Consider the following 22,739-nt stretch of genomic DNA (forward strand, 5'->3'; position numbering starts at 1 on the left):
GACAAACTTGATAGGCGCTACGAGGCCTTCACCGCCATCGCCGCAGCGTGGATTCTGCTCGCTTATTGTCGACACCACCTAGCGCAAGACGCTGAAGGTTGGCTGTCATCGTGGTCATGGTCGACTATACGCTTTCGAATGAACTGGCGCGGTTACGAAAAATTTGCAATGGTCGGAAAATAGAAGTGCCGAAAAGACCCGTATTCGCTGTGTAGAAAAGGAGAAACAACCGAATGGCTTATACGAAACTCGTGATGGAAAACCCCAATACCGGACACATCAGGGAGGCTCCAGTGGGCTTCTCTTGGACAGTCTTGTTTTTCGGTTTCTTCCCGCCCTTGTTTCGAGGGGACTGGAAATGGGCAGTTATTATTTTCCTGATCGCCATGTTGACGATAGGTCTTGGCAATCTAGTGTTCATGTTTATTTACAATGAGTTGTACGTGAAGGATCTCGTAGGTTCTGGATTCAAAGTCAAGTCAGTGGAAAAGGGTACGATTGATCAAGCCTCTCGGACAGTCGGAATCAATCTCCCCGTCATGCCTCCTCCGAAGAAGGGACAGGTTTATTTCTCCGGAGGTCTTTCTTGAAGGCTTGCGTAGCTGCTGTTCTTGCTTCGGCGGTTTTTCGGTACTTATAGACGTACCATTGCCCAAAAGTCAGTTGGCTTCGGCGGGTCAGAAGGTTACGATCGCGGGGGTTTCTGCGCCGTGCATTTTCTGCCATCACGGCGCATCGGACCCTTGCAACGTTGACCGACCGAGACCGGCAGAGATATTGATAATGACATGACTTCTGGACGCGGAGGCGGTTGGTGCTGAGTGTCCCGCTGTTCAGCTTTCACTTTCAGGGAAATTGATAATGCTCTCCATCAGTCAATATATAGAGATTCTTGGGAATCCCAATCCTACGAAGGTTATTGCCCAGAGAGATTGTCCAGTCGAAATCACGAAGTACCAGGCCATATATATTCCAGACTTGGAGTCTGATCCCGAGGGCATACTGCATTCAATAGCGTACACGAATGTTTCTGATGCCAAAGTCCTGGCAATTAAGTTCGGTATTGCCGCCTTTGATATATTTAACGGTATGCTCGATAAGTTTTCCGGCTTCGCTATCGAGGAGCTGGATGTTGCGCGAAGCGCCACGAACGAATGGCGTCAAAGTTCGTGTTCTCCATGGATGTTTAAGACTTTGGGTACAGGCGTTGTCTACTTAGACGCCGTGCGTTTTGAAAACAACCAGTTTTGGTACGCGGATTACGGGGAGGTTCTGAAGGAAATGCAGCGAATCGAAGAAGGCCTGACTAGAGATGACTTGAAGGACAAAATCGGCAGATAGTTTTATCTGTCGGCCGCAGTCAAGCGCGATCGGGTACGGCAAACCGTTGTTGCGCGAGGCGCACTCGTTCCGATCGGTCGGGGGCCTCGAGCGCGATCCGGTCGGCCTCGCGCAGCCGGTGGCGCAGGCCGCATTGATTGGCCAGTTGAATCGATAGGCCGGGTCGGGCGTTGAGTTCCAACAGCATCGGGCCCTGGTGGTAATCGAACACGATATCGGCCCCGAGGTATCCGAGACCGGTCATCTCCGCGCACCGTGATGCGAGATCGAGGATGCGTTCCCAGTGAGGTACCCGCAACTCGTCGAAGCGGATCCCGGTGTCTGGGTGCGCGTCGATGATGCGGCTATGTTGCACCGCGCAGATGCTGCGGCCGGTGGCCATGTCCAGTCCGACCCCGACCGCCCCTTGATGCAGATTGGCCTTGCCGTTGGATCCGTGGGTGGCGCAGCGGATCATCGCCATCACGGGAACGCCCTTGCAGATGATCACGCGAATATCGGGGACACCCTCGTAACTGTACTGAGCGAAGTAGGGATCGAACTCGATCAGCGCCTCGATCATCACGTGATCGTTGCGCCCGCCGAGACTGTAGAGCCCAGCGAGCGTGTTCGACACATGCCGGCGCAGGTCGCTCGATCCGAGCGAGGTCCCGCAGGTCGTGATGAAGGCGTCGCCGCGCCGTTGCGCGATCACCAGAATGCCTTTGCCGCCGCTACCCTGAACCGGCTTGATGACGAAGCTGGTCCGATCCGCGAGCAGTCGCTCGATCCTGGACACCTCGAATTGATACTCGATGACGCCGTAAAGCTCGGGAACCGGGATATGGTTGGCGATCGCGGCCGTCTTGGTCTTGATCTTGTTGTCGACCAGCTGATAGTTTCGGCGGCGGTTGTAGCGGCCGATGAACCCCAGGTTGCGCTGGTTCATGCCGAGGATCCCTTGGCGCCTCAGTTCCCGAGGAGAGATCAGGCGGATCATTTGGGTTTCGCCAGGTCGCGGAAACGATAGAGTTCGGACAGCCGGTAGCCGGTATACCGGCCGATCAATATGATGACGGCGAGCAGGCTGACCAGCAGTTCCGGGAAGTTGAAGGTCAGGTGCTCGACGATCCGCGTCGTCATGACCAGATAGGCGAGGACCGCGACGAGCAGGCTGCCACCGCCCTGAATCAAGACCTCGTGGGGGCCATCTTCCTCCCACAGGATCGACATGCGCTCGATGGTCCAGGCGATGATGATGGTCGGGAAGAAGGTCACGGTCAGCGCCTGATGAATGCCGAGCTTGTAGCTGACCAAGGCAAACATCGCCATCAACAGGATCACGACGATCACGACCGTCGAGACGCGGGCCACGAGCAATAGATTCAGACGACTGAGCCAGGATCGGATCCACAGACCGATGCTGACCAGGACGATGAAGAGCGCCAACCCGACGAGCAGCGTCGTCTCGATGAAGGCCAGCGCGATCAGCACCGGCATGAAGGTGCCGGAGGTGCGTATTCCGACGAACAGTCGCAGGAAGACCACGACCAAGGCCCCGACCGGGACCAGCAACAGGGTCTTGAAGACGCCTTGTTGTTCGACCGGTAGCGCATAGATCGAGAAATCGACCAGCGCGTATTGTTGGGCGCGGTGCTCCATCCCCATCACGGTCTTCGCCGGCAGGTTATTGCTCAGCAGCGCGAACTCGAGGCTGGAGCTGTGTCCGCCGACGACGGTAAGGATGGCTTCGTCGCCGCGTTCCCAGACGAAGAAGTGTCGTGGTAGCCCGGGTTTGGCCGTCGTCGGATGGTACAGGACCCAATTGGTTCCGTTATGAACCTCGATCAGCGAGCTGATCGTCTGGCGTCGGCGACCGTCCTCGAGCGCGATGCCGCGCACGCGTTGCGCCGGAATATCGGCGTAGGCCAGGATGTCGAGCATGATGGTCGCTCGGTCGGCCTGATAGGTTCCCAACAGAAAGGCCACATCCTGGTCGAGGGTCCGGCGGTTGATCTCCTGGATCATCAGCTCGGTGAAGGTCTCGATACTGGACGAACGCTCGCGCAGCAGCGCGACGACACGATCCATCGCGGCCAGCTGGTCTGGCTCCAACGTCGGTTTGCGGATCCGCCGCGGCGGGGCATCCGGCAGAGATGTCTCGGTGGCCCGGTAGGTCTGGATCTTGTAATAGAGGGTCGTTGGTCGATCGAGGCCCTCGCGCGTCCAGCGTGCCACGCGATGGTCGTTCAGTTCCTGGACCGAGAAGCCGAAGCCGGACGACGCGAAATGCTCTTCGATCAAGGTCCAGCCGCCCAGTCCCTGTGGCAGCTTCAATTCGATCGTCAGCGGTTCGTCCTTCGGTCGAAACGAGATCTTGGATTCGATGGTCCAGACCTCGCGGTACTCGCCTGGGAACAGCGGGAAACCCAGCGTCGTCGTTTTGTAAGCGGTCAGGCCAAGACCGAATAGCAGCAAGATGCCCGCGACCAGGGCCACCTGTGTTTTGGATGCGATCATGGGGCGCTAATTCGTCAGCGTGTAGTGTCGACTCACGTCGACGATGGCGATGTCGGTCAGCATATTGCGGCCAATCAGGACCGGGTAGATGAGACCTGTCCGGTCGGCGAGCGTGACGTCGACGCGCAGGCGTGTTTCACCGAGCGTGACCCACATGCGCACGACATAACGCCGGTCGTGTTGGCCATCCTGCTGCTTGATCAAGACACGACGGCGCAGGCGAGCCTCGTTTTCATGCCGTTCACCCGAGACCGGATCGATGATCGTGTAACGCACGAAGCGTCGGCCATCGATCTCGACCAGTTTGACGTCCTCGGCGTGGATCGAGGTCGTCTCGGCGCCGGTATCGATCCGGGCCTCGAGGCGCAGCCCCGGCGGATCGATCTCGACCCATTCGACGGCCCCGATGATCGGCAGGTCCAAGTCGCCACCTGTCTCGGGGGGCGTCTTGACCGGGACCTCGACCGTCTTGGTGACGACGCGTTCGATGACCTTGGGTGGCGGGCAGTCAGACTCGATCGGGCAGATGGGACATTCGACGGCCGGGCATTCGATGACTCGTTGTCCCGCGATGGTCGCGTCGCCCGAGGGCAAGGATCCGCAGCCAGCCAGTGGCAAAGCGATGGCCCACGGCAATAGCCAGAGACCGAAGGTCGTGGCGCGGCTTCCGTGGCGCTGCTCTTTGAGAAACCGGGAAAGGGGCATACACCGAAACATGATCGTTAAGTAAAACCTCTTCAATGTAACATAATGGACACCGCAGCGCGCCAATTGGAAATCGCCCGGTTTCCGGTCCTGCGAATCGTCTCGCCAGGACGCGCGAGAGTCTGATGAATCGAATAAAGAACAATTCGCGGTGAGGGTCTCCTGGTCGTGTCCGATTGGGCGAGACTCGGCCGATCAATGAACCACGTCCGACGACCGCGGGTTGCGGATAAGGTCCCAGTCGCGACCGAGACCAGAGCGGCGCAGAGCGCCGCAGGCCGGGCCCGATACCGCTGGAAGGGTGTCACCTGTTCTGTGAGGGGGCGAGTCTATGAAGGTTTCGGTGGCCGGTTTCGTGAACGAGGCTACGGATACGAAGGTGGCGGAATGCTGACATTCGATGCGATGCGGATCGCGCTGGCGACCGATTTCGGCGCCGGGCCCTATGTCGGTCAGATGCAACTCGCGTTGTCGGCGCCGCTTCCGGGGTTGCCTTGTATCGACCTGATCCATGACCTGCCGCCATTTCGTCCTGATCTCGCCGCCTATCTCCTGCTGGCACTGGTGCGGGATGTCCCGGACGGAACCCTGTACCTCGCGATCGTCGACCCGGGGGTCGGTGGTCCCCGCGATGTTCTGTTCGTCGAGGCCGACGGCAATGGGTTCATCGGCCCGGATAACGGGTTGTTGGCCATCGTGGCACGGCGTGCCCGGCGCTGCGCGGTCCATCGGCTGGCATGGCGTCCGGCCCGGATGTCACGGAGCTTTCACGGCCGCGACCTGATGGTCCCGTTGGTGGCCCGGTTGCTTTCGGGTCGGGACATCGCTGCCGCCAGACTGCCGCCGACAGAGATGGTCGGGGCGGGCTGGCCAGAGCGGTGCGCCCGCATCATCTACGCGGATCACTATGGCAATCTGATGACCGGGCTGCGGGTCGCGGACCTGCAAGGGTTGTCGGAGCTCGACGTCGGCGGCGAGCGGATCCAGCGCGCCGAGACCTTTTGCGAGGTACCGCCTGGCGCGGTCTTTTGGTATGAAAACGCGTTGGGGTTGGTCGAATTCGCTGTCAATCAGGGGCGAGCGGACGAAAGGCTTGCGCTGCGGGTTGGCGATTCGGTCGATCTGCCCGCGCCATGAGGGGCTCGCTATCCGGAGTCCCCGGTGCATGGTCACGCGATCCGGAGCGACGCCTGGCGGGGAAGCGGCCGAGGGATGCGCCAGGCGTCAAGCATTAGCGTCGGATCTCGACGAGCAACCGGCCCCAGGTTTGGCCAGCCAACAGTCGCTCGAATGCCTCCGGCAGGGCATCCAGGTCGAGGGTTGCGGTCAGGATGTCTTCCAGATGTTTGGGTCGCCACTCGGTGGCGAGGCGTTGCCAGATCTCGGCGCGCAACGGGTAGGGCACATCGACCGAATTGATGCCGAGCAGGCTGACCCCGCGCAAGATCAGCGGCATCACGGTCGTATCCAGTTGCGCGCCGCCGGCGAGGCCGATGCAGGCGATGTTGCCGTGGGCGCCGACAGTACGCGTCAGGCGTGCTAAGACCGCGCCGCCGACATTGTCGACCGCGCCGCCCCAGACCGCCTTTTCGAGCGGCCGGTCGCCGCCGGGCAGCTCGTCGCGCCCGAGGATGCGCGTGGCGCCGAGCCGCCGCAGCCAATCCGCGCAGGCCGGCTTACCCGAGACGGCGACGACCTCGAAGCCCTGCTGGCTCAATAGATCGATCGCGATCGAACCGACGCCGCCGCTGGCCCCGGTCACGACGATCGGACCGAGGCCGGGATGCTGACCGTTGACCTTCAATCGGTCGACCGCGAGCGCGGCCGTGAAGCCGGCCGTGCCCAGGATCATCGCCTGCCGGGCATCGAGTCCAAGCGGCATCGGCACGAGCCATTCGGCCGGCGCGCACAGGTATTCCGCGTAGCCGCCGTCGTGATCGAAGCTCATACCCCAGCCACTCGCGATCACGGTATCGCCTTCGCGGTAGCGGGTGTCGCGGCTGGCCACGACGATGCCGGCCGCGTCGACGCCGCCGGTCAGTGGGAACCGCTTGAGGATCTTGCCGCGGCCGGTGCCGGCTAGCGCGTCCTTGTAATTGATGCTCGAATGGCTGAGCTGGATCAGCACCTGGCCGGCGTCCGGTTCTGGCACCGGCAAGGTGTCGATACGGGTCCGATAGCCTTGGTCATCGTTATGGATGCGCAACGCCCTGTAGTTCGTCATCGCGATGATCCCTCCTTCGGTTGCGTGGTGATGGTCGACAGGGGCCTTCGACAACACCGGGAGCTCGCCGATCCGCCGGCGTCATTCGGTTGGCTGGTTGACGTGGTTCTCGCCGATCCTCGTCGCTGGCGGGCCTGTCGTTCTGTTCGGTGCTTCCGTCGAGTTGGTTGTATCAATCGTCCCGGAAGTCATCGGAGGCGTGTCGCAGCGAGCCGTCTCCGATGACTCTTGCAACCCTCGATAGCAAGTATATCGGGATACCGACCGGTCGCGAGGTTAGGCGCCGGGGTTCGCGGCCCGCTCCCGCAAAGCCGGTGGTCAGGTCACCGTGTGAACCGGTGTAGTAGGTCGTCGAGAAAGGTCCGGCCGAGGTCCGTGGGTCGGATCCGTTCCTCATCGAATTCGAGCAACTGGTCGCGATGTGCCCGGTCGAGCGCATCCCGGATCCGCGCCAAGGGTATTCCGGTGCGGGCCTCGAACAATCCCGGCGGGAAACCGTCGGTCAATCGCAACGCATTGATCATGAACTCGAGTACCAGAACGTCATCACTGAGCCGCTGGCGGCGACCCGATGCCGGGCCCGATGTCCGGTGCCCTTGGTAGACGGCCAGATAGACCTCCGGGGATGAATTCTTGTGGCTACGTTCCACGGACCAGGGCGCCGAGCGCGTCAGCTTCCCATGAGCCCCGGCGCCGATGCCCAAGTAATCGCCGAACGTCCAATAGTTGAGGTTGTGCCGGCAGCGATGCCCGGGTTGGGCCCAGGCGGAGACCTCGTATTGACGAAACCCGGCTCGCTCGAGCGACGCGCTCGCGTGTCGCAACCCTTCGGCGAGGCCATCCTCGTTCGGCCGTACTGGAGGCCGACGTCCGAACGGGGTTCCGGGTTCGATCGTCAACTCGTAGTAGGAGATATGTTCGGGCGTCAGCGCAATGGCGGTCTCGATGTCGGCCTGGACGTCGTCGTCGGTCTGGTGCGGCAAGCCGAACATCAGATCGAGATTGACGTTCGCGAAGCCGGCGTCGCGGGCCGCGACGATGGTCGCCGTCGCGGTGCGCGCGTCATGGATTCGGCCGAGGTGTCGAAGCTGGATGTCGGAGAAACTCTGCACGCCGATCGACAGACGATTCACGCCGGCCATTCGGTAGGCGGCCAGGCGCCCGGCATCGCTGGTGCCGGGATTGACCTCGAGGGTGATCTCGGCGTCGGGCGCGAGGTTCGCCAAGCGCCGAATCGCATCGAGCAGGGCCTCGATGCTCGGACCGGACAGCAGGCTTGGTGTGCCGCCGCCGATGAACAGGGTTTCGATATCCCTCGGTTCGTCGAGCCGTGCGATCTCATCGGCGAGATCGGTCAGCAGCGCGGCGACGTAGGCCTGTTCCGGAAGGCTCGGCGGACGGACTTGGGACGGGAAATCGCAGTACGGGCATTTGCGCTCGCACCATGGGATGTGCACATAGAGGCCAAGCGGCGGTAGCGGCCTGGCCTGCGTGGTGGAGGTCACGTCAGGTCGCGGGCCCGCAGATAGGCGAGTTCGGAGAGACGGCTCCATTCCTTCGACTGATCGAGGAACTTGCGATAGGACGCGTAAACCCGCTTCGCGAAGTCATCACGTTGGCCGAGGTCGGCCAGGACCTCGTCGGCGAGGGCGCGCAAGCGGGTGACGACGTCGTCCGGGAATTGCCGCAGTTCCACCCCGTGTTGCGTCAATAGCGTGTTCAGGGCGACCGGATCGCGGGCCATGTATTCGGCGAGCATGTCCTGATTCACTACCTTGCAAGCGTTGAGCACGATGGCCTGAAGATCCGGCGCCAACTCCTCGAAGGCTTCGCGGTTGAATAGGGCCTCGAGCGTCGTCCCCGGTTCATGCCAGCCGGGAAAATAATAGTATTTGGCCGCGCGATGAAGGCCGAACGCGAGGTCGTTGTAGGGGCCGACCCACTCGGTGGCGTCGATGGTCCGATTGCGCAGGGCCATGAAGAGTTCGCCCCCGGGCAGGTTGACCGGGGTGCCACCGGCGCGTTGCAGGACCTCACCGCCCAGGCCGGGTATGCGCATCTTGAGGCCGCGGAGGTCCTCGACGGACTTGATCTCCTTGTTGAACCAGCCGCCCATTTGAACGCCAGTGTTGCCGGCCGGCGCCGGGATCAGGCCAAACGGGGCGTAGAGCTCGGTCCACAACTCGAGGCCGCCACCGTGATAGAGCCAGCCGTTCATCTCCTGCGCGGTCAAGCCGAACGGAACCGTGGAGAAGAACTGCGCCGTCTCGGTCTTGCCCTTCCAGTAGTAGCTGGCGCCATGACCCATTTGGGCCGTTCCGCGGGCGACGGTGTCGAAGACCTCGAAGGCCGGTACCAATTCGCCGGCACCCAGAACCCGGACCTCGATGCGCCCACCGCTCAGGGTCTCGATCAATTGCGCGAGCTTGTTGGCACCTGTGCCGAGGCCGGGGAAGTTCTTTGGCCAGGTCGTGACCATCCGCCAACGATGCACCCTGGTGGTGGATGCCGAGGCTTGCCCCAGGCCGGCGGCCGCCGTTCCGATCGCCAGCGACCCGGCGCCGAAGCCCGTGAGGAATGAGCGACGTTGCATGATGCGGATCCTCCCGTCTAAATGGTTTGTCTTTTCGTGAAGGGCTGCTCAGGCCGCTTCCGCTGGCCGGGTTGCCCGGCCAGTCGCTTGGTCCGGCGGGCACTCGACGCACGGCAGGCGCCGGTTCGAGCCGAGGCACCCAGCAGGCTCCGTCCATGCGGGCGACCGTGCGCGGTCTGACGCGGTTGCCGCTCTGTCGCGTTCTTGCGGCGCGAGGTCACTGGGCGGCGGGCGCGAGCTTTGCATAGGCGAGCACCAGCCATTTGGTGCCGGCGTCGGCGAAGTTGACCTGGACGCGGGCGCTGGCTCCACGGCCCTCGCAATCGAGGACCACGCCCTCGCCGAAGGTCGGGTGGCACACCCGTTGCCCGAGGCGGAGGCCATCGTCGGCCTCCTGGCCATGGCGCTGCGGGGTGGGACGGGACTGTGCGCGGCTGCCGCGCACCGACTCGACCGGCTCCGTCGGCATCTCGCGCAGAAAGCGCGACGGTTGCGGATAGGTTTCCTTGCCATGCAGGTGACGTTTCTCGGCGTGGGTCAGGTACAGCTGGTGCATCGCGCGGGTCATGCCGACGTAGCACAGGCGCCGTTCTTCTTCGAGTCGACGGGGATCATCGAGCGATAGGCTGTGCGGGAACAGGCGTTCCTCGAGGCCCACGAGAAAGACGATCGGAAACTCGAGCCCTTTGGCGCTGTGCAGCGTCATCAACTGGACGCCGTCCGCATCCGGGTCGGCTTGTGCCTCACCGGCCTCGAGTGCCGCGTGGGCCAGGAAGCTCGCGAGGCGGTCACCGGCGTCGCCCTCGTCCTCGCTCGTTTCAGCCTCGAATCGCGCGACCGTGTCGACCAATTGCTCGAGGTTCTCGACCCGATCCTGGCCGCGGTCGTCCTTGCCCTTGAGGTAGAAGCCGGGCAGATCGGTGGCGACGAGCAGGTCGGCGGCGAGGGCGGCCAAGGGCCTGTCGCTCCGTGCGCGCTGTTGCTCGATCAGGGCGACGAACGCGCGCAGCGCCTTTGCGGCGCGCGGCGCCAGGGCCTCGCGCTCGAGCTGGTCGCGCGCCGCGCGCCACAGCGAGGTCCCAGCGGCTCGGGCCTGGTCGCGCAGCAGGTCGAGCGTTCGCGGGCCCAGTCCGCGCGGCGGTGTGTTGACGGCGCGCTCGAAGGCTGCGTCGTCGTCGGGGTTCGCGACCAACCTCAGATAGGCGAGCGCATCGCGAATCTCGGCGCGCTCGAAGAAGCGCAGGCCGCCATAGACCCGATACGGGATCTCGGCCTGGATCAGGACCTCCTCGAACAGCCGTGATTGGGCCGTCGTGCGGTAGAGGATCGCGCATTCGTCGCGCCGGTATCCGTCGACCTGTATGTGCTGGCGAATCCGCTCGATGACGAAGCGCGCTTCGTCGAGCTCGTTGAACGCGGCAAACTGGCGCACCGGCTCGCCGGCACCGTCGTTGGTCCACAGACGTTTGCCGAGGCGGCTCGGGTTGTGCGCGATCAGCGCATTGGCGACCGTGAGGATGTTTCCCGTCGAGCGGTAGTTCTGCTCCAGGCGCACCACCGTCGTATTCGCGTAATCCTTCTGAAAGCTCTGGATGTTTTCGACGCGGGCGCCGCGCCAGCCATAGATCGACTGGTCGTCGTCGCCGACCAGGAACAGGTTGTCGTGGTCGCCGGACAGGAGCCTGAGCCACGCATACTGGATCGCGTTCGTGTCCTGGAACTCGTCGACCAGGATATGGGCGAAGCGCTCCTGATACTGGTGCCGAACGGCCGCCTGCTCGCGCAGAACCTCGTGCGCCCGCAGCAGGAGTTCGCCAAAATCGACCAAGCCGCCGCGTTCGCAGGCGCTCTGGTACTCCCGGTAGATGGCGATCATCCGTTTTCGGTACGGGTCGCCTTCATCGTCGAGATGTCGGGGTCGCAGGCCCTCGTCCTTGCATTGATTGACGAACCCCATCGCACGACGCGGTGGCCAGCGCGCCTCGTCGAGTTCGAGCGCCTTCAGGGTTCGCCGGATGAGGCGATACTGATCGTCCGCATCCAGGATCTGGAAGCTATGTGGCAGCCCGGCCTCTTGCCAATGGGCACGCAGAAACCGGTTGGCCAGCCCGTGAAAGGTTCCGACCCACATGCCGCCGATCGGCGTTGCGAGGATCTCCTCGATCCGGGCCTTCATCTCGCGCGCCGCCTTGTTGGTGAAGGTGACGGCCAGGATCGCCCAAGGCGGCGCCTGTTCGACCCGGATCAGCCAGGCGACGCGGTGGACCAGCACGCGGGTCTTGCCGCTGCCCGCGCCGGCCAGCACCAATCGGTTCCCGGATTCGGCGGTGACCGCTTCACGCTGGGCCGGGTTTAGCGGATCGATGATTTCAGAGATGTCCATCGCGGCATTCTATGGTCTGCCTGCCGGGATTTGAACCAGATTCGGCGAGGCCCAGCGATCCGCCATCGCGACCCTCATGGCGCGCGATGGCTGGGTTCGGCGCAGATGGGTGCCATCGATCCGGCCGCACGTTGTAGAATCTCCATTCTTTGGCCCTTGCGACGGTCCTCGTTAGAACTCACACCCAGGAAGCCAAACGCTCGTGACCGAACTTACCAACGATACCTTTCTGCGCGCGCTCTTGCGCGAACCCACCGCCTACACGCCTGTCTGGATGATGCGCCAGGCCGGGCGCTATCTCCCGGAATACCGGGCTACGCGCGCCCGTGCCGGAAGCTTCATGGACCTGTGCATGGCGCCCGAACTGGCCTGCGAGGTGACGCTGCAACCGTTGGAGCGCTTTCCGCTCGATGCGGCGATCCTGTTTTCGGACATCTTGACCATTCCGGACGCGATGGGACTCGGGCTCTATTTCGCCGAGGGCGAGGGGCCACATTTCGAACGGCCGGTCCGCACGCCCGCCGATGTCGAGCGCATCGGCGTGCCCGATCCCGAGCAGGAGCTGGGCTATGTGATGGAAGCGGTCGCGCTGATCCGTCGCGAATTGCACGGCCGGGTGCCCTTGATTGGTTTCTCCGGCAGCCCCTGGACGCTCGCGACCTACATGGTCGAAGGCGGGGGCGTCAAGAGTTTCGCTCGGACCAAGGGCATGATGTTCGACCGGCCCGAGCTGCTGCACCAACTGCTGGCGAAGGTCGCCGATGCCGTGACACTCTACCTGAACGCGCAGATCGCGCGCGGTGCCCAGGCGGTGATGGTCTTCGATACCTGGGGCGGTGCTCTGGCGCCCGACAACTATCGCGAATTCTCGCTCGATTACATGCAACGCATCGTCGAGGGCTTGACCCGCGAGGCCGAGGGCCGTCGGGTGCCGGTCGTGTTGTTCACGAAGAATGGCGGACAGTGGCTCGATCGGATGGCGGATACGGGTTGCGATGCCCTGGGCGTCGACTGGACGACCGATCTGGCCGATGCGCGCCGGCTGACGCGGGACCGTGTGGCCTTGCAGGGCAACCTCGATCCCTGCGCGCTGTATGCCTCACCGGAGCGGATCCGCGCCGAGGTTGCGCGGGTGCTGGCAAGTTATGGGCACGGGCATGGCCACGTCTTCAATCTCGGCCATGGGATCACGCCCGATGTCCCGCCGGACCATGCCGCGGCGATGGTCGCCGCAGTGCACGAACTGAGTCCAACGTACCACGTCTAGGCCGGGCTCACAGAAAGCGGCGGGGCCGGTCTCTTGGTCCCCGGCCCCGCCGCTTCGTGCCTTCGATCTCGGTGGAAGTCTCGCCCGGATCAGACTTCGAGCTGCACGCGCAGCTTCTTCATCGCGTTCTTCTCGATTTGCCGGATGCGTTCGGCCGAGACGTCGAACTGCTGGGCCAGTTCGTGCAGCGTCTGCTTCTTTTCGCCGAGCCAGCGTGCGGCCAGGATCGTCTTGCTCCGTTCGTCGAGGTTCGCCAGCGCCGCGTACAGTCGGTCGCGCTGATCCGTTTCGGTATCCTCGCGCTCCAGCGCCCGCGCCGGCTCCATCCGCAGATCGGCAAGATAGGTCGAGGGCGCTGACGGGCCATCGTCATCATCCGAATCGTCGCCGTCGAAGGCCAAGTCCTGATTCGCGAGACGGGATTCCATCTCGAGCACGGTTTCCGGCTTCACGCCCAGATCCCTCGCGACCTGCTGGACCTCCTCGTGCGAGAACCAACCCAGCCGTTTCTTCGCGCTGCGCAGATTGAAGAAGAGCTTGCGTTGGGCCTTGGTCGTCGCGACCTTGACGATCCGCCAGTTGCGGAGGATGTACTCGTGGATCTCGGCCCGGATCCAGTGCACCGCGAAGGAAACCAGTCGGACGCCCATGTCGGGTTCGAACCGCCGGACGGCCTTCATCAGCCCTACCGTGCCCTCTTGGATCAGGTCCGGCAACGGCAGCCCGTAGCCGAGATAACCGCGGGCGATGCGGATCACGAACCGCAGGTGGGAAAGAACCAGACATCGTGCTGCCTCGGGATCATCGTGATCGCGCAACCGAAGAGCCAAGTTGCGCTCTTCTTCAGGGGTCAGCACCGGGATCTGATAGGCGCCACTGATGTAGGCATCGATGCTGCCGGACGGGAGAATCGTCAGATCTTTCGTCATGTTCCCATACCCTAGTGATTTGCTCTGGGAAATATCCTAGCACCGAGCTGAGGATTTTGCCAACACCTGAATCACGGTTTTTTGGAGTGGCCTGACGACAGCGAGTTCCGGGGTCGAGCGACGCCCTGGTCGGCCAGGCCGCGAAGGTGTTCGGTGCCGCGTGAGTCCGATTTCAGATCGGTTGGATCGCGCGCAGGTGGCGCGAGACGGCCAGCCAACTTCCGAGGTAGCCAAGGAGGGTCCCGCCGACCAGCATGCTGAACAGGGCTGGAAGACTGACGCTGAACAGCGGGAATCGTGCCTGGTAAAGCGCGGCGACTTGGGAGACCGGGCCTTGCAGCAGCAAAAGCCCAATCACGACGAGCGCGCAAGCGACCAGACCGCCGAGTAGGCCATACCAGGCCCCGGCGTAAAGAAAGGGTCGGCGGATAAAGGCGTGAGTGGCCCCGACCAGCTCCATGATCTGGATCTCGTCGCGCCGGTTCTCGATCTCGAGGCGAATGGTGTTGCCGATGATCATGAGCAGGGCGAGCGCGAGCATGACCGACAGGATGGTCACCGCCCGTTCGGCGAGTGCGACGAGGGCCTCGAAACGTTGTGCCCAGTGCGCGTCGTGGCGAACCAGATCCGTCTCGGGCAAGGCATCGAGCATCCGTGCCAGGCGTTCCCGGGAGGCGGCCTCGTCGGGGCTGGACATCGGAAAGACCGAGAGTATGGCCGGGAGCGGATTGGCGGGCAGGCCGGCCAGCACGTCGTCGAGACCGCTGTACGCGCGAAATTCGGCCAGGGCCTCCTCGCTCGTGATGACCCGAACCTCGGCGATCTCGGCGTGCTCGCGCAGCCGGTCGGCGAGTCGCGCGGCCTCCACATCCGTCGTGTCCGGGGTCAGGAAGGCTGACAGGGCTGTCTCACGCTCCCAACCGGTGGCCAGGAGCTTGATGTTGGCGGTCAGCAGATAGAGCCCGCCAGGCAGGGCCAGGGCGATGCCCAGGACGGCGACGGTCATCAGCGTCGGCAGCGGTGCCCGCAGCAGGCAACCGAGCGCGGCTAACGCATTCTGGGCTTGGTGGCGCAACCAAACCTTGGGGAGTTCGTGGAGTCGTGCGGTGCGGCGTCGACGCCCGGTCACCGTCCGGAGCCTCTGCAGTCATTGACGAGCCGCCCCTCGGACAAGGTCAGAATCCGGTACGGCAGTGCTTGGATCAGTGCGTGGTCGTGGGTCGCGATCAGCAAGGTGACGCCGACCTGATTGAAACGCACGAAGAGCCTCATGATCTCCCACGACAGGTCGGGATCCAGGTTGCCGGTCGGCTCATCGGCCAGCACCAGCGGTGGACGCGCGACGATGGCACGGGCGATGCCGACGCGCTGTTGTTCGCCGCTCGACAGCGCAACCGGGCGTGCCCGCTCGTAGCGTAGCAGGCCGACCTGGTCGAGGGCCGCACGGACTCGTCGACCGACTTCGTTCGGCCCGAGCCCGGCGACGACGAGCGGCAAGGCGACATTGTCGTAGACGGTGCGATCGCCGAGCAGCCGATGGTCCTGGAAGATCATCCCGACCTCGCGACGATGGTACGGGATACGGCGCACAGACAGGCGGCCGAGGTCGCGACCGTTGACGCGGATCTGGCCGCGGGTCGGTCGCTCCAGCAACCCGATCAGTTTGAGGACGGTGCTCTTGCCCGCGCCCGAGTGTCCGGTCAGAAACACCATCTCACCGGGTGCCAGCGAAAAGCTCAGGTCGCGCAACGCGTCGCCGCGTGCCGGATAGCGTTTCGTGACGTGAGCGAAGTGGATCACCGGTTGCCAGGCTCGACGCCGATCATCGCGTCGATCAATTCATCCGCGTCGAAGGGCCGTAGATCCTCGACGGACTCGCCGACTCCGACGAACCGGATCGGAACCTTGATGCGTTCGGCGATCGCGAACAGGATCCCGCCCTTGGCGGTCCCGTCGAGCTTGGTCAGGGCGAGGCCTGTGAGACCGACCGCCGCATGAAACTGTACGGCCTGATTCAGCGCGTTCTGGCCGGTCGTCGCGTCGACGACCAGCATCACCTCGTGCGGCGCGTCGGGGTCGAGCTTCTTGAGGACCCGGGCGATCTTGGCCAGCTCTTCCATCAGGTTCGATTTCGTGTGCAACCGGCCGGCCGTGTCGGCGATCAGCACATCGACCCCGCGGGCGGTGGCCGCCTGCAGCGCGTCATAGATGACCGCGGCGGGGTCGGCGCCCGAGTGCTGGGCGATGACCGGAACCTGGTTGCGCTCCCCCCAGACCTGGAGTTGCTCCACAGCGGCGGCGCGGAAGGTGTCGCCGGCGGCGAGCATGACCCGGTTGCCTTCATCGAGCAGGCGGCGCGCGAGTTTGCCGATCGTCGTCGTCTTGCCGGCGCCGTTGACGCCGACCATCAGGATCACCTGCGGACGCCCCGGCGCCGGTTGGCGGACCGGGGTCGTGTGGCGCACCAGGATTTCGCGCAGATCGGCGCGCAAGGCTGCCGACAGTGCTTGCGGGTCGGTTAGTTCCCGGCGCTTGATCCGCTGGGTGAGTCGATCGATCAGCCGTGATGTGGTCTCGACGCCGAGGTCCGCGGTCAGCAGCAAAGTTTCGATCTCGTCGATCAATTCCGCGTCGATGGTCTTGCGCCCGCGAAACAAGGCTCCGAGCCCGTCGCCGAGCTGGCCGCGGGAGCGTGCGAGTTTCTCCCGCAAGCGGGAGAATAGCGGGCGGGAACTTTTGGTCGATGCCGCCGATACTTCCAGCCTCTCGGCGGTCGCCGCCGGCGTGGATTCGCTCGCTGGTCCGTCCCGGCGCCAGATGGTCACCGATCCATCGCTCTGCTGTGGGCTGGCGCACCGATCCTCGCCTCGATCCTCCGCAGCGTCGCTGATGGGGACCTGCTTCTTCTTGCCGAATCCGAACATGGGACCTCGATCTTCGCGAACTCGATGGAATTCTATGGGGAACCCTGGATGAAGGCGCCGGTCTCCTGAAAGGGTCCGGCTGGGATCGGTCCGGGTATCCCGTGTCTCGGTGACAATGCTACCAAAGGTCTCGACCTTTGTCGGTCGCAGGTCGTCGTCTTGTCAGCGGCCCCGGTTCCAGATCAAGGCCCTCCCGAATCGCCGAGCGGCAGGGCTCCGGACCATCAACCCCGTTCCTCAAACCACCCCACAAGGAGTCGCGATGAAGCCCCTGTTATGGTTGCTGGTGATGATGCCCTGGCTGGTTTCGGCGCAGCCCGGACCCTCCGAAACGGTGGTCCATGAAAGGCGGCTCGACAATGGTCTCCAGATCTACGTCAAGCCCGACCGGCGGGCACCGATCGTCAGTTCGCAAGTCTGGTACCGAGTCGGTTCGAGTTACGAGCATGGCGGGATCACGGGTATTTCACATGTCCTCGAGCACATGATGTTCAAAGGCACCGAGCGCCTCGCGCCGGGGGCCTTCTCGCGCACCATCGCCGAGCATGGTGGGGATGAAAACGCCTTCACCAGTCGTGATTACACGGCCTACTTCCAGAACCTCGCCAAGGATCGCCTGGCCATCTCGTTCGAGCTCGAGGCCGATCGGATGGCCAATCTGGCGCTGTCCGAGGAGGAATTCCTCAAAGAGCTCGAGGTGGTCAAGGAAGAACGGCGCCTGCGCACCGATGACAATCCGGAGGCCCTGACCTTCGAGATCTTCAATGCCACGGCCTATGTCGCGTCCCCTTATCGTTACCCTGTCATCGGCTGGGCCGATGACATCGAGCAGCTCACGGTCGCCGACCTGCGGGCCTGGTACGATGCCTGGTATGGCCCGAATAACGCTGCGTTGGTCGTGGTCGGGGATGTCGACCCGGCCGAGGTTTTCGCGCTTGCCGAAGAGCACTTCGGATCCGTGCCGCCGATCGAGCTCGCTGGGCCGAAACCGCGGGCGGAGCCTGAGCAGCGCGGCGAGAAGCGGGTGCAGGTCCAAGCGCCGGCCAAGGAACCCTATCTGCTGATGGGGTACAAGGCCACGGTCGTCGGCCACGCCGATGAGGACTGGGAGCCCTACGCGCTCGAGGTCCTCGCCGCCGTGCTCGACGGGGGCAATAGCGCGCGCCTCGAACGCGAGCTGGTCCGCGGTCGGCAGGTAGCGGCCTCGGCCAGCGCCGGTTACAACGCCTTCACCCGTTTGCCCGGGATGCTGTTGCTGTCCGGGGTCCCGGCGAGCGGCTATGATGTGGCCGATCTCGAACAGGCATTGCGCGATCAGATCAGGCAGTTGCAGCAGGAACCGGTCTCCGAATCGGAGCTCGAACGGATCCTTCAGCAGGTGATCGCGGGGAAGGTCTACGAGCGCGACTCGGTCTTCTTCCAAGGGATGCAGATCGGCCAGTTCTTTACGGCCGGGCTCGATTGGCGATTGCTCGACGAGTATCTGACACGTTTGCAGGCGGTGACGCCGGAGCAGATCCAGACCGTCGCGCGGCGCTACCTGATCCCGGACAATCTGACCGTTGCCTGGCTCGACCCGCAACCGATCGCGGGCCAGGGGCCATCGTCCGAGGCTGGAGACGACGAAGATGATCAATAACTATCCTTATCTCACATTGCTGCTGGTGCTGCTCTGGCCCTGGTCGGCGCTGCAGGCGGCGCCGGCGATTCAGGATTGGCAGATGGCCAATGGTGCCCGGGTCCTATTCGTCGAGGCCCCGGACCTGCCAATGGTCGATGTCCGGGTCGTGTTCGATGCCGGCAGCGCGCGCGACGGCGACCAGCTCGGCCTTGCGTCAATCACGGCGCGGCTTTTGACGGACGGCGCAGGCGATTGGGATGCCGATACGCTGGCCGAGCGCCTCGAGGCCGTTGGCGCCTCGATCAGCGCGAGCGTCGATCGCGACATGGCGTCGGTCGCCGGGCGCAGCCTGACCGACCCGTCGGCCTACCAGATCTGGAAAGAGACCATGGCCGCGGTGTTATCGCAGCCGACCTTCGCCGAGGCGGACCTGGCCCGCTTGCGGGAGAACCGCTTGGTCGGCCTGCGTCGCGACCAGCAACGCCCTGGGACCATCGCGCAGCGCGCGCTCTACCGGCAGATCTTCGGCGACCATCCCTATGCCGAGGATCCGGTGGGCACGATCGAGTCGGTCGCTGCGCTGACGCGCGAGGACCTGGTCGCCTTTCACGAGCGCTACTACGTTGCCGCGAACGCCGTTGTCGCGATCGTCGGGGCACTGGATCGCGAGCAGGCCGACGCGCTCGCCGAGCGGCTGACCAGCGGTCTTCCGAGCGGCACGCGACCGCCGCCGTTGCCACCGGTGCCGGCGTTGCAGGAAGGTCGGTTCGAGGCGCTGGACTTTCCCTCTTCGCAGACCCACGTCATGATCGGGCAGCCCGGCATGCGCCGCGGCGATCCGGATTATTACCCCCTCCATGTCGGCAACCACATCCTCGGCGGCGGCGGCCTGGTGTCGCTGCTGGCCGAGGAGATCCGCGAGAAACGCGGGCTCGCCTACAGCATCTACAGCGCCTTCGTGCCGCTGGCCGAGATTGGCCCCTTCGTCATGGGCTTGCAGACGCGGGCCGATCAGGCCGATCAGGCACGCAGACTGGTCCTCGGTACCGTCGAGAGGTTCCTCGCCGAAGGCCCCTCGGAACAGGAGCTGGAGGCGGCGATCAAGAACATCACCGGTGGCTTTCCGCTGCGTACGGCAAGCAACCGTCAGATCGTCGAATACCTGGCCGTGATCGGCTTCTATCGCCTGCCGCTCGACCACCTCGACCGTTTCGCCGAACGGGTCGCGTCAGTGACCGGGGCGCAGATTCAGGACGCTTTCGCGCGACGTATCGATCCGGATCGGTTGGCGATCATCAAGGTCGGACCTGTTCCGTCAGCACCGAGCGAGCCGCTTGCTTGGGCGGATGACTAGCGGTCGCCTGCGGATCGTCGGTGGCCGGATGCGCGGGCGGCGTTGGACCGTCCCCGTGCATCCGGACCTGCGGCCAACGCCCGACCGGGTCCGCGAGACCTTGTTCAACTGGTTGGCCCCGGTCATCGATGGCAGTCGCTGCCTCGATCTTTTCGCCGGGAGCGGCGCGCTCGGCTTCGAGGCGGCCTCGCGCGGCGCGGCCGAGGTCGTCATGGTCGAGCGCGCCGCGCCGATCGTTCGCGCGCTGCGCTCGACCAGTGAAGAGTGGGGGCTCGCGGGCGTCCTTCGCATCGAGCGTGCCGATGCCTTGCGCTGGATCGAGCGGGGTGCCGGCGACCAGGCCTTCGATGTCGTGTTCCTCGATCCCCCCTTTTCGCGGGACCTGCTCGCACCTGCGTGCGTCGGTTTGGCCCGGTTCGGCTGGCTCGCGCCGGGTGCTCATGTCTACCTCGAGGCCGCGAGCCGTCCGGGTCTGCCGCCGCTGCCGGCCGGCTGGGTGCAGGTCCGGATGCAGCGCGCCGGTGAGGTCAGCTTTGCGTTAGCACGCGTCGAACCCCCGCCGAGTTGAACCGATCGGGCGGCACTCTGGTATTCTAGGCGGCTAGGTCGCTGAGTCGGGCCCCGGCCCATTCGGCGGCAGGTTCACCTCCCACAGAGCTTCGGTTCCGAATGCGCAGTGTTGTCTATCCTGGGTCCTTCGACCCCATCACGAACGGGCACACGGACCTCGTGACCCGCGCCGCGAAACTGTTCGATCGCGTGGTCGTCGCTGTCGCCCAGGATACCGGCAAGGCGCCGACCTTCGCGATCGAGCAGCGCTTGGCCTTGGCCCGTGCCGCCGTAGAGCACCTGGCCAATGTCGAGGTCATGGCCTTCTCGGGGCTGCTCGTCGACTTCGCCCGGGAGCAGGGCGTTCCGGTCATCATGCGCGGGTTACGTGCCGTGTCGGACTTCGAGTACGAGTTTCAGCTCGCCGGGATGAATCGGCGCATGGCGCCGGATATCGAGACCTTGTTTCTGACCCCGGCTGAACACTATTCCTATATCTCATCGTCGCTGGTTCGTGAGATCGCGCGCTTGCGCGGCGATGTCTCGGCTTTCGTCGCGCCGCCGGTCCTGGCTGCGCTACGGGAGCGGTTTGGATAAGATTCAGCCATCACCAACGCCAGCCTTGCCGTACAGGAGCAAAACCATGGCACTGATCATTACCGACGAATGCATCAACTGCGACGTGTGCGAGCCGGAGTGTCCAAACGGCGCCATCTCGCAGGGCGATGAGATCTACGTCATCGAACCGGACCTCTGCACCGAGTGCGTCGGCCACTACGAGACCTCGCAGTGCGTCGAGGTTTGTCCGGTCGACTGCATCATCAAGGATCCGAATCATCAGGAGACCGAGGAGCAACTGCGCGCGAAGCACGACCGGATCACGGGCGAGCAGGCCTGACGACCGGGGCGCGGTCGGTGTGGTTGGGGCCGCAACCAAGGCCTAAACCCCGGGTTCCAGCCCGCCGACCCGCGTCCCGCTCTCACTTCTGTTTGAATAGGCGCTCCTTTTCGCGTTGCCAGTCCCTGTCCCGCTCGGTGGCGCGTTTGTCGTGGAGCTTCTTGCCTTTGGCGAGCCCGATCTCGAGCTTGGCGCGTCCGCGTTTCCAGTACATCGCCGTCGGAATCAGCGTGTAACCGGCCCGTTCGGTCAGACCGATCAGTCGGTTGAGCTCCGCGCGTTGGAGTAACAGCTTGCGGTTGCGGGTCGGGTCGGGGTGGACGTGGGTCGAGGCGCTCGCCAGCGCCGAGATGTGCGCGCCGATCAGGTAGGCTTCGGCGTGCAGGATCTTGACGTAGCCCTCCTTCAATTGCACGCGCCCGGCGCGCAGGCTCTTGACCTCCCAGCCTTCGAGGACGAGCCCGGCCTCGTAGCGCTGCTCGACATGATAGTCGTGGCCGGCCTTCTTGTTCAGCGCGATCGTCGCGCGACCATCGGTTTTCTTTTTCTGTCCTTTCATCATCCCGCGAGTGTAATGCAAACCCGTGTCGGGATTCATGTGGAATCCCGTGTGCTGCGAGCGACCGCGTCGCCCTTGATTTTTCCCTGACGGCTGGCTAGACTTGCGTGCTCGTTTTTCAGGAGGTGCTGATGCGTCAACCATTGGTGGCCGGCAATTGGAAGATGAACGGCACGCGTACTGCCGTCGCCGATTTGATCGGCGGTATCAAGGCGGGTCTCGGTGGGGTCGAATCTGCTGAAGTCGCTGTCTGTCCCCCGTTTCCGTATCTCGCGATGGTCGAAGATGCGCTGCAGGGCACGCCGATCGCATGGGGCGCCCAAAACCTCTGTACCGAGGTGTCCGGGGCCTTTACCGGAGAGGTGTCAGCGGCCATGCTCCGCGACTTCGGGTGTCGTTATGTGATCGTCGGCCATTCGGAGCGCCGCCAGTACTACGGTGAGGATAACCAGATTGTCGCCCGCAAGGAGGCGGTCGCTCGCCAGCACCATTTGGTGCCGATCCTGTGCGTTGGCGAGACGCTGGCGCAGAGGGAAGCGGGCATCACCGAGGAGGTGGTCGCCGATCAGCTGGACGCCGTCATCGAGCTGAGTGGCGTCGCGGCCTTTGCCAGCACGGTGGTTGCCTACGAGCCGGTCTGGGCGATTGGGACCGGGTTGACTGCGACACCGGATCAAGCACAGGCGGTGCATGCATTCATCCGTGGCCGGATCGCGGAGAAAGACGCGGCGATCGCGGCCGGAGTCCGAATTCTTTACGGCGGCAGCATGAAGCCCGACAATGCGGCCGAGCTGTTGGCCCAAGTCGACATCGACGGCGGTCTGATCGGGGGTGCCTCGTTGAAGGCGGCCGATTTCCTGGGAATTTGTGCGGCGGCCAACGTGCCCCGTTGA

At 64.0% G+C, this 22,739-nt stretch carries 23 protein-coding genes; 11 read left to right on the forward strand and 12 right to left on the reverse strand.

Going from position 1 to position 22,739, the window contains the following annotated elements; genetic code table 11:
• The 3 genes from ABC977_RS03015 to ABC977_RS03025 all read left to right on the forward strand — a co-directional run.
• A partial coding sequence (locus ABC977_RS03015) for a hypothetical protein (protein ID WP_369665759.1) occupies positions 1-183 on the forward strand: 183 nt, incomplete at its 5' end.
• A gap of 50 nt (positions 184-233) precedes the next feature.
• Positions 234-590 carry a hypothetical protein gene (locus ABC977_RS03020; protein ID WP_369665760.1) on the forward strand — a complete coding sequence of 119 codons (357 nt, stop codon included), beginning with the start codon at positions 234-236 and terminating at the stop codon, positions 588-590.
• 271 nt (positions 591-861) lie between these two features.
• Entirely contained in the window at positions 862-1,341 is a 480-nt protein-coding gene (locus ABC977_RS03025; RefSeq protein ID WP_369665761.1) for a hypothetical protein, read from the forward strand.
• Positions 1,342-1,360: 19 nt separating this feature from the next.
• Here the strand turns inward: ABC977_RS03025 and ABC977_RS03030 are convergent, their stop codons facing one another.
• From ABC977_RS03030 to ABC977_RS03040, 3 genes are read right to left on the reverse strand one after another with little or no spacing between them, the layout of a single operon-like run.
• On the reverse strand, positions 1,361-2,320 hold the full coding sequence (locus ABC977_RS03030; RefSeq protein WP_369665762.1) for an alpha-L-glutamate ligase-like protein: 960 nt from the start codon (positions 2,318-2,320) through the stop codon (positions 1,361-1,363).
• Positions 2,317-3,840: an inactive transglutaminase family protein gene (locus ABC977_RS03035; protein ID WP_369665763.1), complete on the reverse strand. Its 1,524-nt coding sequence runs from the start codon at positions 3,838-3,840 to the stop codon at positions 2,317-2,319. The genes ABC977_RS03030 and ABC977_RS03035 overlap by 4 nt, the downstream gene beginning before the upstream one ends.
• A gap of 6 nt (positions 3,841-3,846) precedes the next feature.
• Complete coding sequence (locus tag ABC977_RS03040; protein WP_369665764.1) at positions 3,847-4,545, reverse strand: ATP-dependent zinc protease family protein; 699 nt, start codon at positions 4,543-4,545, stop codon at positions 3,847-3,849.
• Positions 4,546-4,932: 387 nt separating this feature from the next.
• On the opposite strand from ABC977_RS03040, the gene ABC977_RS03045 reads away from it, so the two are divergent.
• Positions 4,933-5,682, forward strand: coding sequence for an SAM hydrolase/SAM-dependent halogenase family protein (locus tag ABC977_RS03045; protein WP_369665765.1), 750 nt, complete (start codon positions 4,933-4,935; stop codon positions 5,680-5,682).
• 94 nt (positions 5,683-5,776) lie between these two features.
• On the opposite strand, the gene ABC977_RS03050 is transcribed toward ABC977_RS03045, so the two are convergent.
• From ABC977_RS03050 to uvrD, 4 genes are all read right to left on the reverse strand, one after another.
• A complete protein-coding gene (locus tag ABC977_RS03050; RefSeq protein ID WP_369665766.1) occupies positions 5,777-6,769 on the reverse strand; it encodes an acrylyl-CoA reductase family protein in 993 nt (330 codons plus the stop codon).
• A 323-nt stretch (positions 6,770-7,092) separates the two neighbouring features.
• Positions 7,093-8,274, reverse strand: a complete 1,182-nt coding sequence (hemW, locus tag ABC977_RS03055) for a radical SAM family heme chaperone HemW (RefSeq protein WP_369665767.1) — start codon at positions 8,272-8,274, stop codon at positions 7,093-7,095.
• A complete protein-coding gene (locus tag ABC977_RS03060) occupies positions 8,271-9,362 on the reverse strand; it encodes a TRAP transporter substrate-binding protein (RefSeq protein ID WP_369665768.1) in 1,092 nt (363 codons plus the stop codon). Before ABC977_RS03060 ends, hemW begins: the two co-directional genes overlap by 4 nt.
• A 217-nt stretch (positions 9,363-9,579) precedes the next feature.
• Positions 9,580-11,745, reverse strand: coding sequence for a DNA helicase II (gene uvrD, locus ABC977_RS03065; RefSeq protein WP_369665769.1), 2,166 nt, complete (start codon positions 11,743-11,745; stop codon positions 9,580-9,582).
• A 202-nt stretch (positions 11,746-11,947) separates the two neighbouring features.
• Between uvrD and hemE the strand changes: the two genes are divergently transcribed.
• Positions 11,948-13,012, forward strand: a complete 1,065-nt coding sequence (gene hemE, locus ABC977_RS03070) for a uroporphyrinogen decarboxylase (protein WP_369665770.1) — start codon at positions 11,948-11,950, stop codon at positions 13,010-13,012.
• 89 nt (positions 13,013-13,101) lie between these two features.
• On the opposite strand, the gene rpoH is transcribed toward hemE, so the two are convergent.
• The 4 genes from rpoH to ftsY form a co-directional block, all read right to left on the reverse strand.
• Positions 13,102-13,941 carry an RNA polymerase sigma factor RpoH gene (gene rpoH, locus ABC977_RS03075; RefSeq protein WP_369665771.1) on the reverse strand — a complete coding sequence of 280 codons (840 nt, stop codon included), beginning with the start codon at positions 13,939-13,941 and terminating at the stop codon, positions 13,102-13,104.
• 172 nt (positions 13,942-14,113) lie between these two features.
• Positions 14,114-15,070, reverse strand: a complete 957-nt coding sequence (ftsX, locus tag ABC977_RS03080; RefSeq protein ID WP_369665772.1) for a permease-like cell division protein FtsX — start codon at positions 15,068-15,070, stop codon at positions 14,114-14,116.
• Complete coding sequence (ftsE, locus tag ABC977_RS03085) at positions 15,067-15,741, reverse strand: cell division ATP-binding protein FtsE (RefSeq protein WP_369665773.1); 675 nt, start codon at positions 15,739-15,741, stop codon at positions 15,067-15,069. Before ftsE ends, ftsX begins: the two co-directional genes overlap by 4 nt.
• The gene (ftsY, locus tag ABC977_RS03090) at positions 15,738-16,865 is read right to left on the reverse strand and encodes a signal recognition particle-docking protein FtsY (RefSeq protein WP_369665774.1); all 1,128 of its coding nucleotides are present in this window, start codon (positions 16,863-16,865) and stop codon (positions 15,738-15,740) included. The genes ftsE and ftsY overlap by 4 nt, the downstream gene beginning before the upstream one ends.
• A 262-nt stretch (positions 16,866-17,127) precedes the next feature.
• Here ftsY and ABC977_RS03095 point away from each other — a divergent pair, with 262 nt between their 5' ends.
• From ABC977_RS03095 to ABC977_RS03115, 5 genes are all read left to right on the forward strand, one after another.
• The gene (locus ABC977_RS03095; RefSeq protein ID WP_369665775.1) at positions 17,128-18,504 is read left to right on the forward strand and encodes a M16 family metallopeptidase; all 1,377 of its coding nucleotides are present in this window, start codon (positions 17,128-17,130) and stop codon (positions 18,502-18,504) included.
• On the forward strand, positions 18,494-19,840 hold the full coding sequence (locus ABC977_RS03100) for a M16 family metallopeptidase (protein WP_369665776.1): 1,347 nt from the start codon (positions 18,494-18,496) through the stop codon (positions 19,838-19,840). Before ABC977_RS03095 ends, ABC977_RS03100 begins: the two co-directional genes overlap by 11 nt.
• Entirely contained in the window at positions 19,833-20,408 is a 576-nt protein-coding gene (gene rsmD / locus ABC977_RS03105) for a 16S rRNA (guanine(966)-N(2))-methyltransferase RsmD (protein WP_369665777.1), read from the forward strand. The genes ABC977_RS03100 and rsmD overlap by 8 nt, the downstream gene beginning before the upstream one ends.
• A 101-nt stretch (positions 20,409-20,509) precedes the next feature.
• On the forward strand, positions 20,510-20,986 hold the full coding sequence (gene coaD / locus ABC977_RS03110) for a pantetheine-phosphate adenylyltransferase (protein ID WP_369665778.1): 477 nt from the start codon (positions 20,510-20,512) through the stop codon (positions 20,984-20,986).
• A gap of 46 nt (positions 20,987-21,032) precedes the next feature.
• Positions 21,033-21,287, forward strand: a complete 255-nt coding sequence (locus ABC977_RS03115; RefSeq protein WP_369665779.1) for a YfhL family 4Fe-4S dicluster ferredoxin — start codon at positions 21,033-21,035, stop codon at positions 21,285-21,287.
• Between the two features lie 82 nt (positions 21,288-21,369).
• Here ABC977_RS03115 and smpB read toward each other — a convergent pair whose 3' ends face one another.
• Positions 21,370-21,849: an SsrA-binding protein SmpB gene (gene smpB, locus ABC977_RS03120; RefSeq protein WP_369665988.1), complete on the reverse strand. Its 480-nt coding sequence runs from the start codon at positions 21,847-21,849 to the stop codon at positions 21,370-21,372.
• 128 nt (positions 21,850-21,977) lie between these two features.
• Here smpB and tpiA point away from each other — a divergent pair, with 128 nt between their 5' ends.
• Positions 21,978-22,739, forward strand: a complete 762-nt coding sequence (gene tpiA / locus ABC977_RS03125; protein ID WP_369665780.1) for a triose-phosphate isomerase — start codon at positions 21,978-21,980, stop codon at positions 22,737-22,739.

Origin of the sequence: Thioalkalicoccus limnaeus (genome assembly GCF_041197575.1) — a bacterium.
GTDB lineage: Bacteria > Pseudomonadota > Gammaproteobacteria > Chromatiales > Chromatiaceae > Thioalkalicoccus > Thioalkalicoccus limnaeus.

Excerpts from the sequence above, each read along its gene's own strand:
- ABC977_RS03100 (WP_369665776.1), top strand. The coding sequence starts at position 18,494 with ATGATCAATAACTATCCTTATCTCACATTGCTGCTGGTGCTGCTCTGG.
- ABC977_RS03115 (WP_369665779.1), top strand. The coding sequence starts at position 21,033 with ATGGCACTGATCATTACCGACGAATGCATCAACTGCGACGTGTGCGAG.
- ABC977_RS03045 (WP_369665765.1), top strand. The coding sequence starts at position 4,933 with ATGCTGACATTCGATGCGATGCGGATCGCGCTGGCGACCGATTTCGGC.
- ABC977_RS03020 (WP_369665760.1), top strand. The coding sequence starts at position 234 with ATGGCTTATACGAAACTCGTGATGGAAAACCCCAATACCGGACACATC.
- ABC977_RS03095 (WP_369665775.1), top strand. The coding sequence starts at position 17,128 with ATGAAGCCCCTGTTATGGTTGCTGGTGATGATGCCCTGGCTGGTTTCG.
- ABC977_RS03050 (WP_369665766.1), bottom strand. The coding sequence starts at position 6,769 with ATGACGAACTACAGGGCGTTGCGCATCCATAACGATGACCAAGGCTAT.
- uvrD (WP_369665769.1), bottom strand. The coding sequence starts at position 11,745 with ATGGACATCTCTGAAATCATCGATCCGCTAAACCCGGCCCAGCGTGAA.
- smpB (WP_369665988.1), bottom strand. The coding sequence starts at position 21,849 with ATGATGAAAGGACAGAAAAAGAAAACCGATGGTCGCGCGACGATCGCG.
- rpoH (WP_369665771.1), bottom strand. The coding sequence starts at position 13,941 with ATGACGAAAGATCTGACGATTCTCCCGTCCGGCAGCATCGATGCCTAC.
- ABC977_RS03025 (WP_369665761.1), top strand. The coding sequence starts at position 862 with ATGCTCTCCATCAGTCAATATATAGAGATTCTTGGGAATCCCAATCCT.
- tpiA (WP_369665780.1), top strand. The coding sequence starts at position 21,978 with ATGCGTCAACCATTGGTGGCCGGCAATTGGAAGATGAACGGCACGCGT.
- ABC977_RS03060 (WP_369665768.1), bottom strand. The coding sequence starts at position 9,362 with ATGCAACGTCGCTCATTCCTCACGGGCTTCGGCGCCGGGTCGCTGGCG.
- ABC977_RS03035 (WP_369665763.1), bottom strand. The coding sequence starts at position 3,840 with ATGATCGCATCCAAAACACAGGTGGCCCTGGTCGCGGGCATCTTGCTG.
- ftsY (WP_369665774.1), bottom strand. The coding sequence starts at position 16,865 with ATGTTCGGATTCGGCAAGAAGAAGCAGGTCCCCATCAGCGACGCTGCG.
- ABC977_RS03040 (WP_369665764.1), bottom strand. The coding sequence starts at position 4,545 with ATGCCCCTTTCCCGGTTTCTCAAAGAGCAGCGCCACGGAAGCCGCGCC.
- ABC977_RS03030 (WP_369665762.1), bottom strand. The coding sequence starts at position 2,320 with ATGATCCGCCTGATCTCTCCTCGGGAACTGAGGCGCCAAGGGATCCTC.
- rsmD (WP_369665777.1), top strand. The coding sequence starts at position 19,833 with ATGACTAGCGGTCGCCTGCGGATCGTCGGTGGCCGGATGCGCGGGCGG.
- coaD (WP_369665778.1), top strand. The coding sequence starts at position 20,510 with ATGCGCAGTGTTGTCTATCCTGGGTCCTTCGACCCCATCACGAACGGG.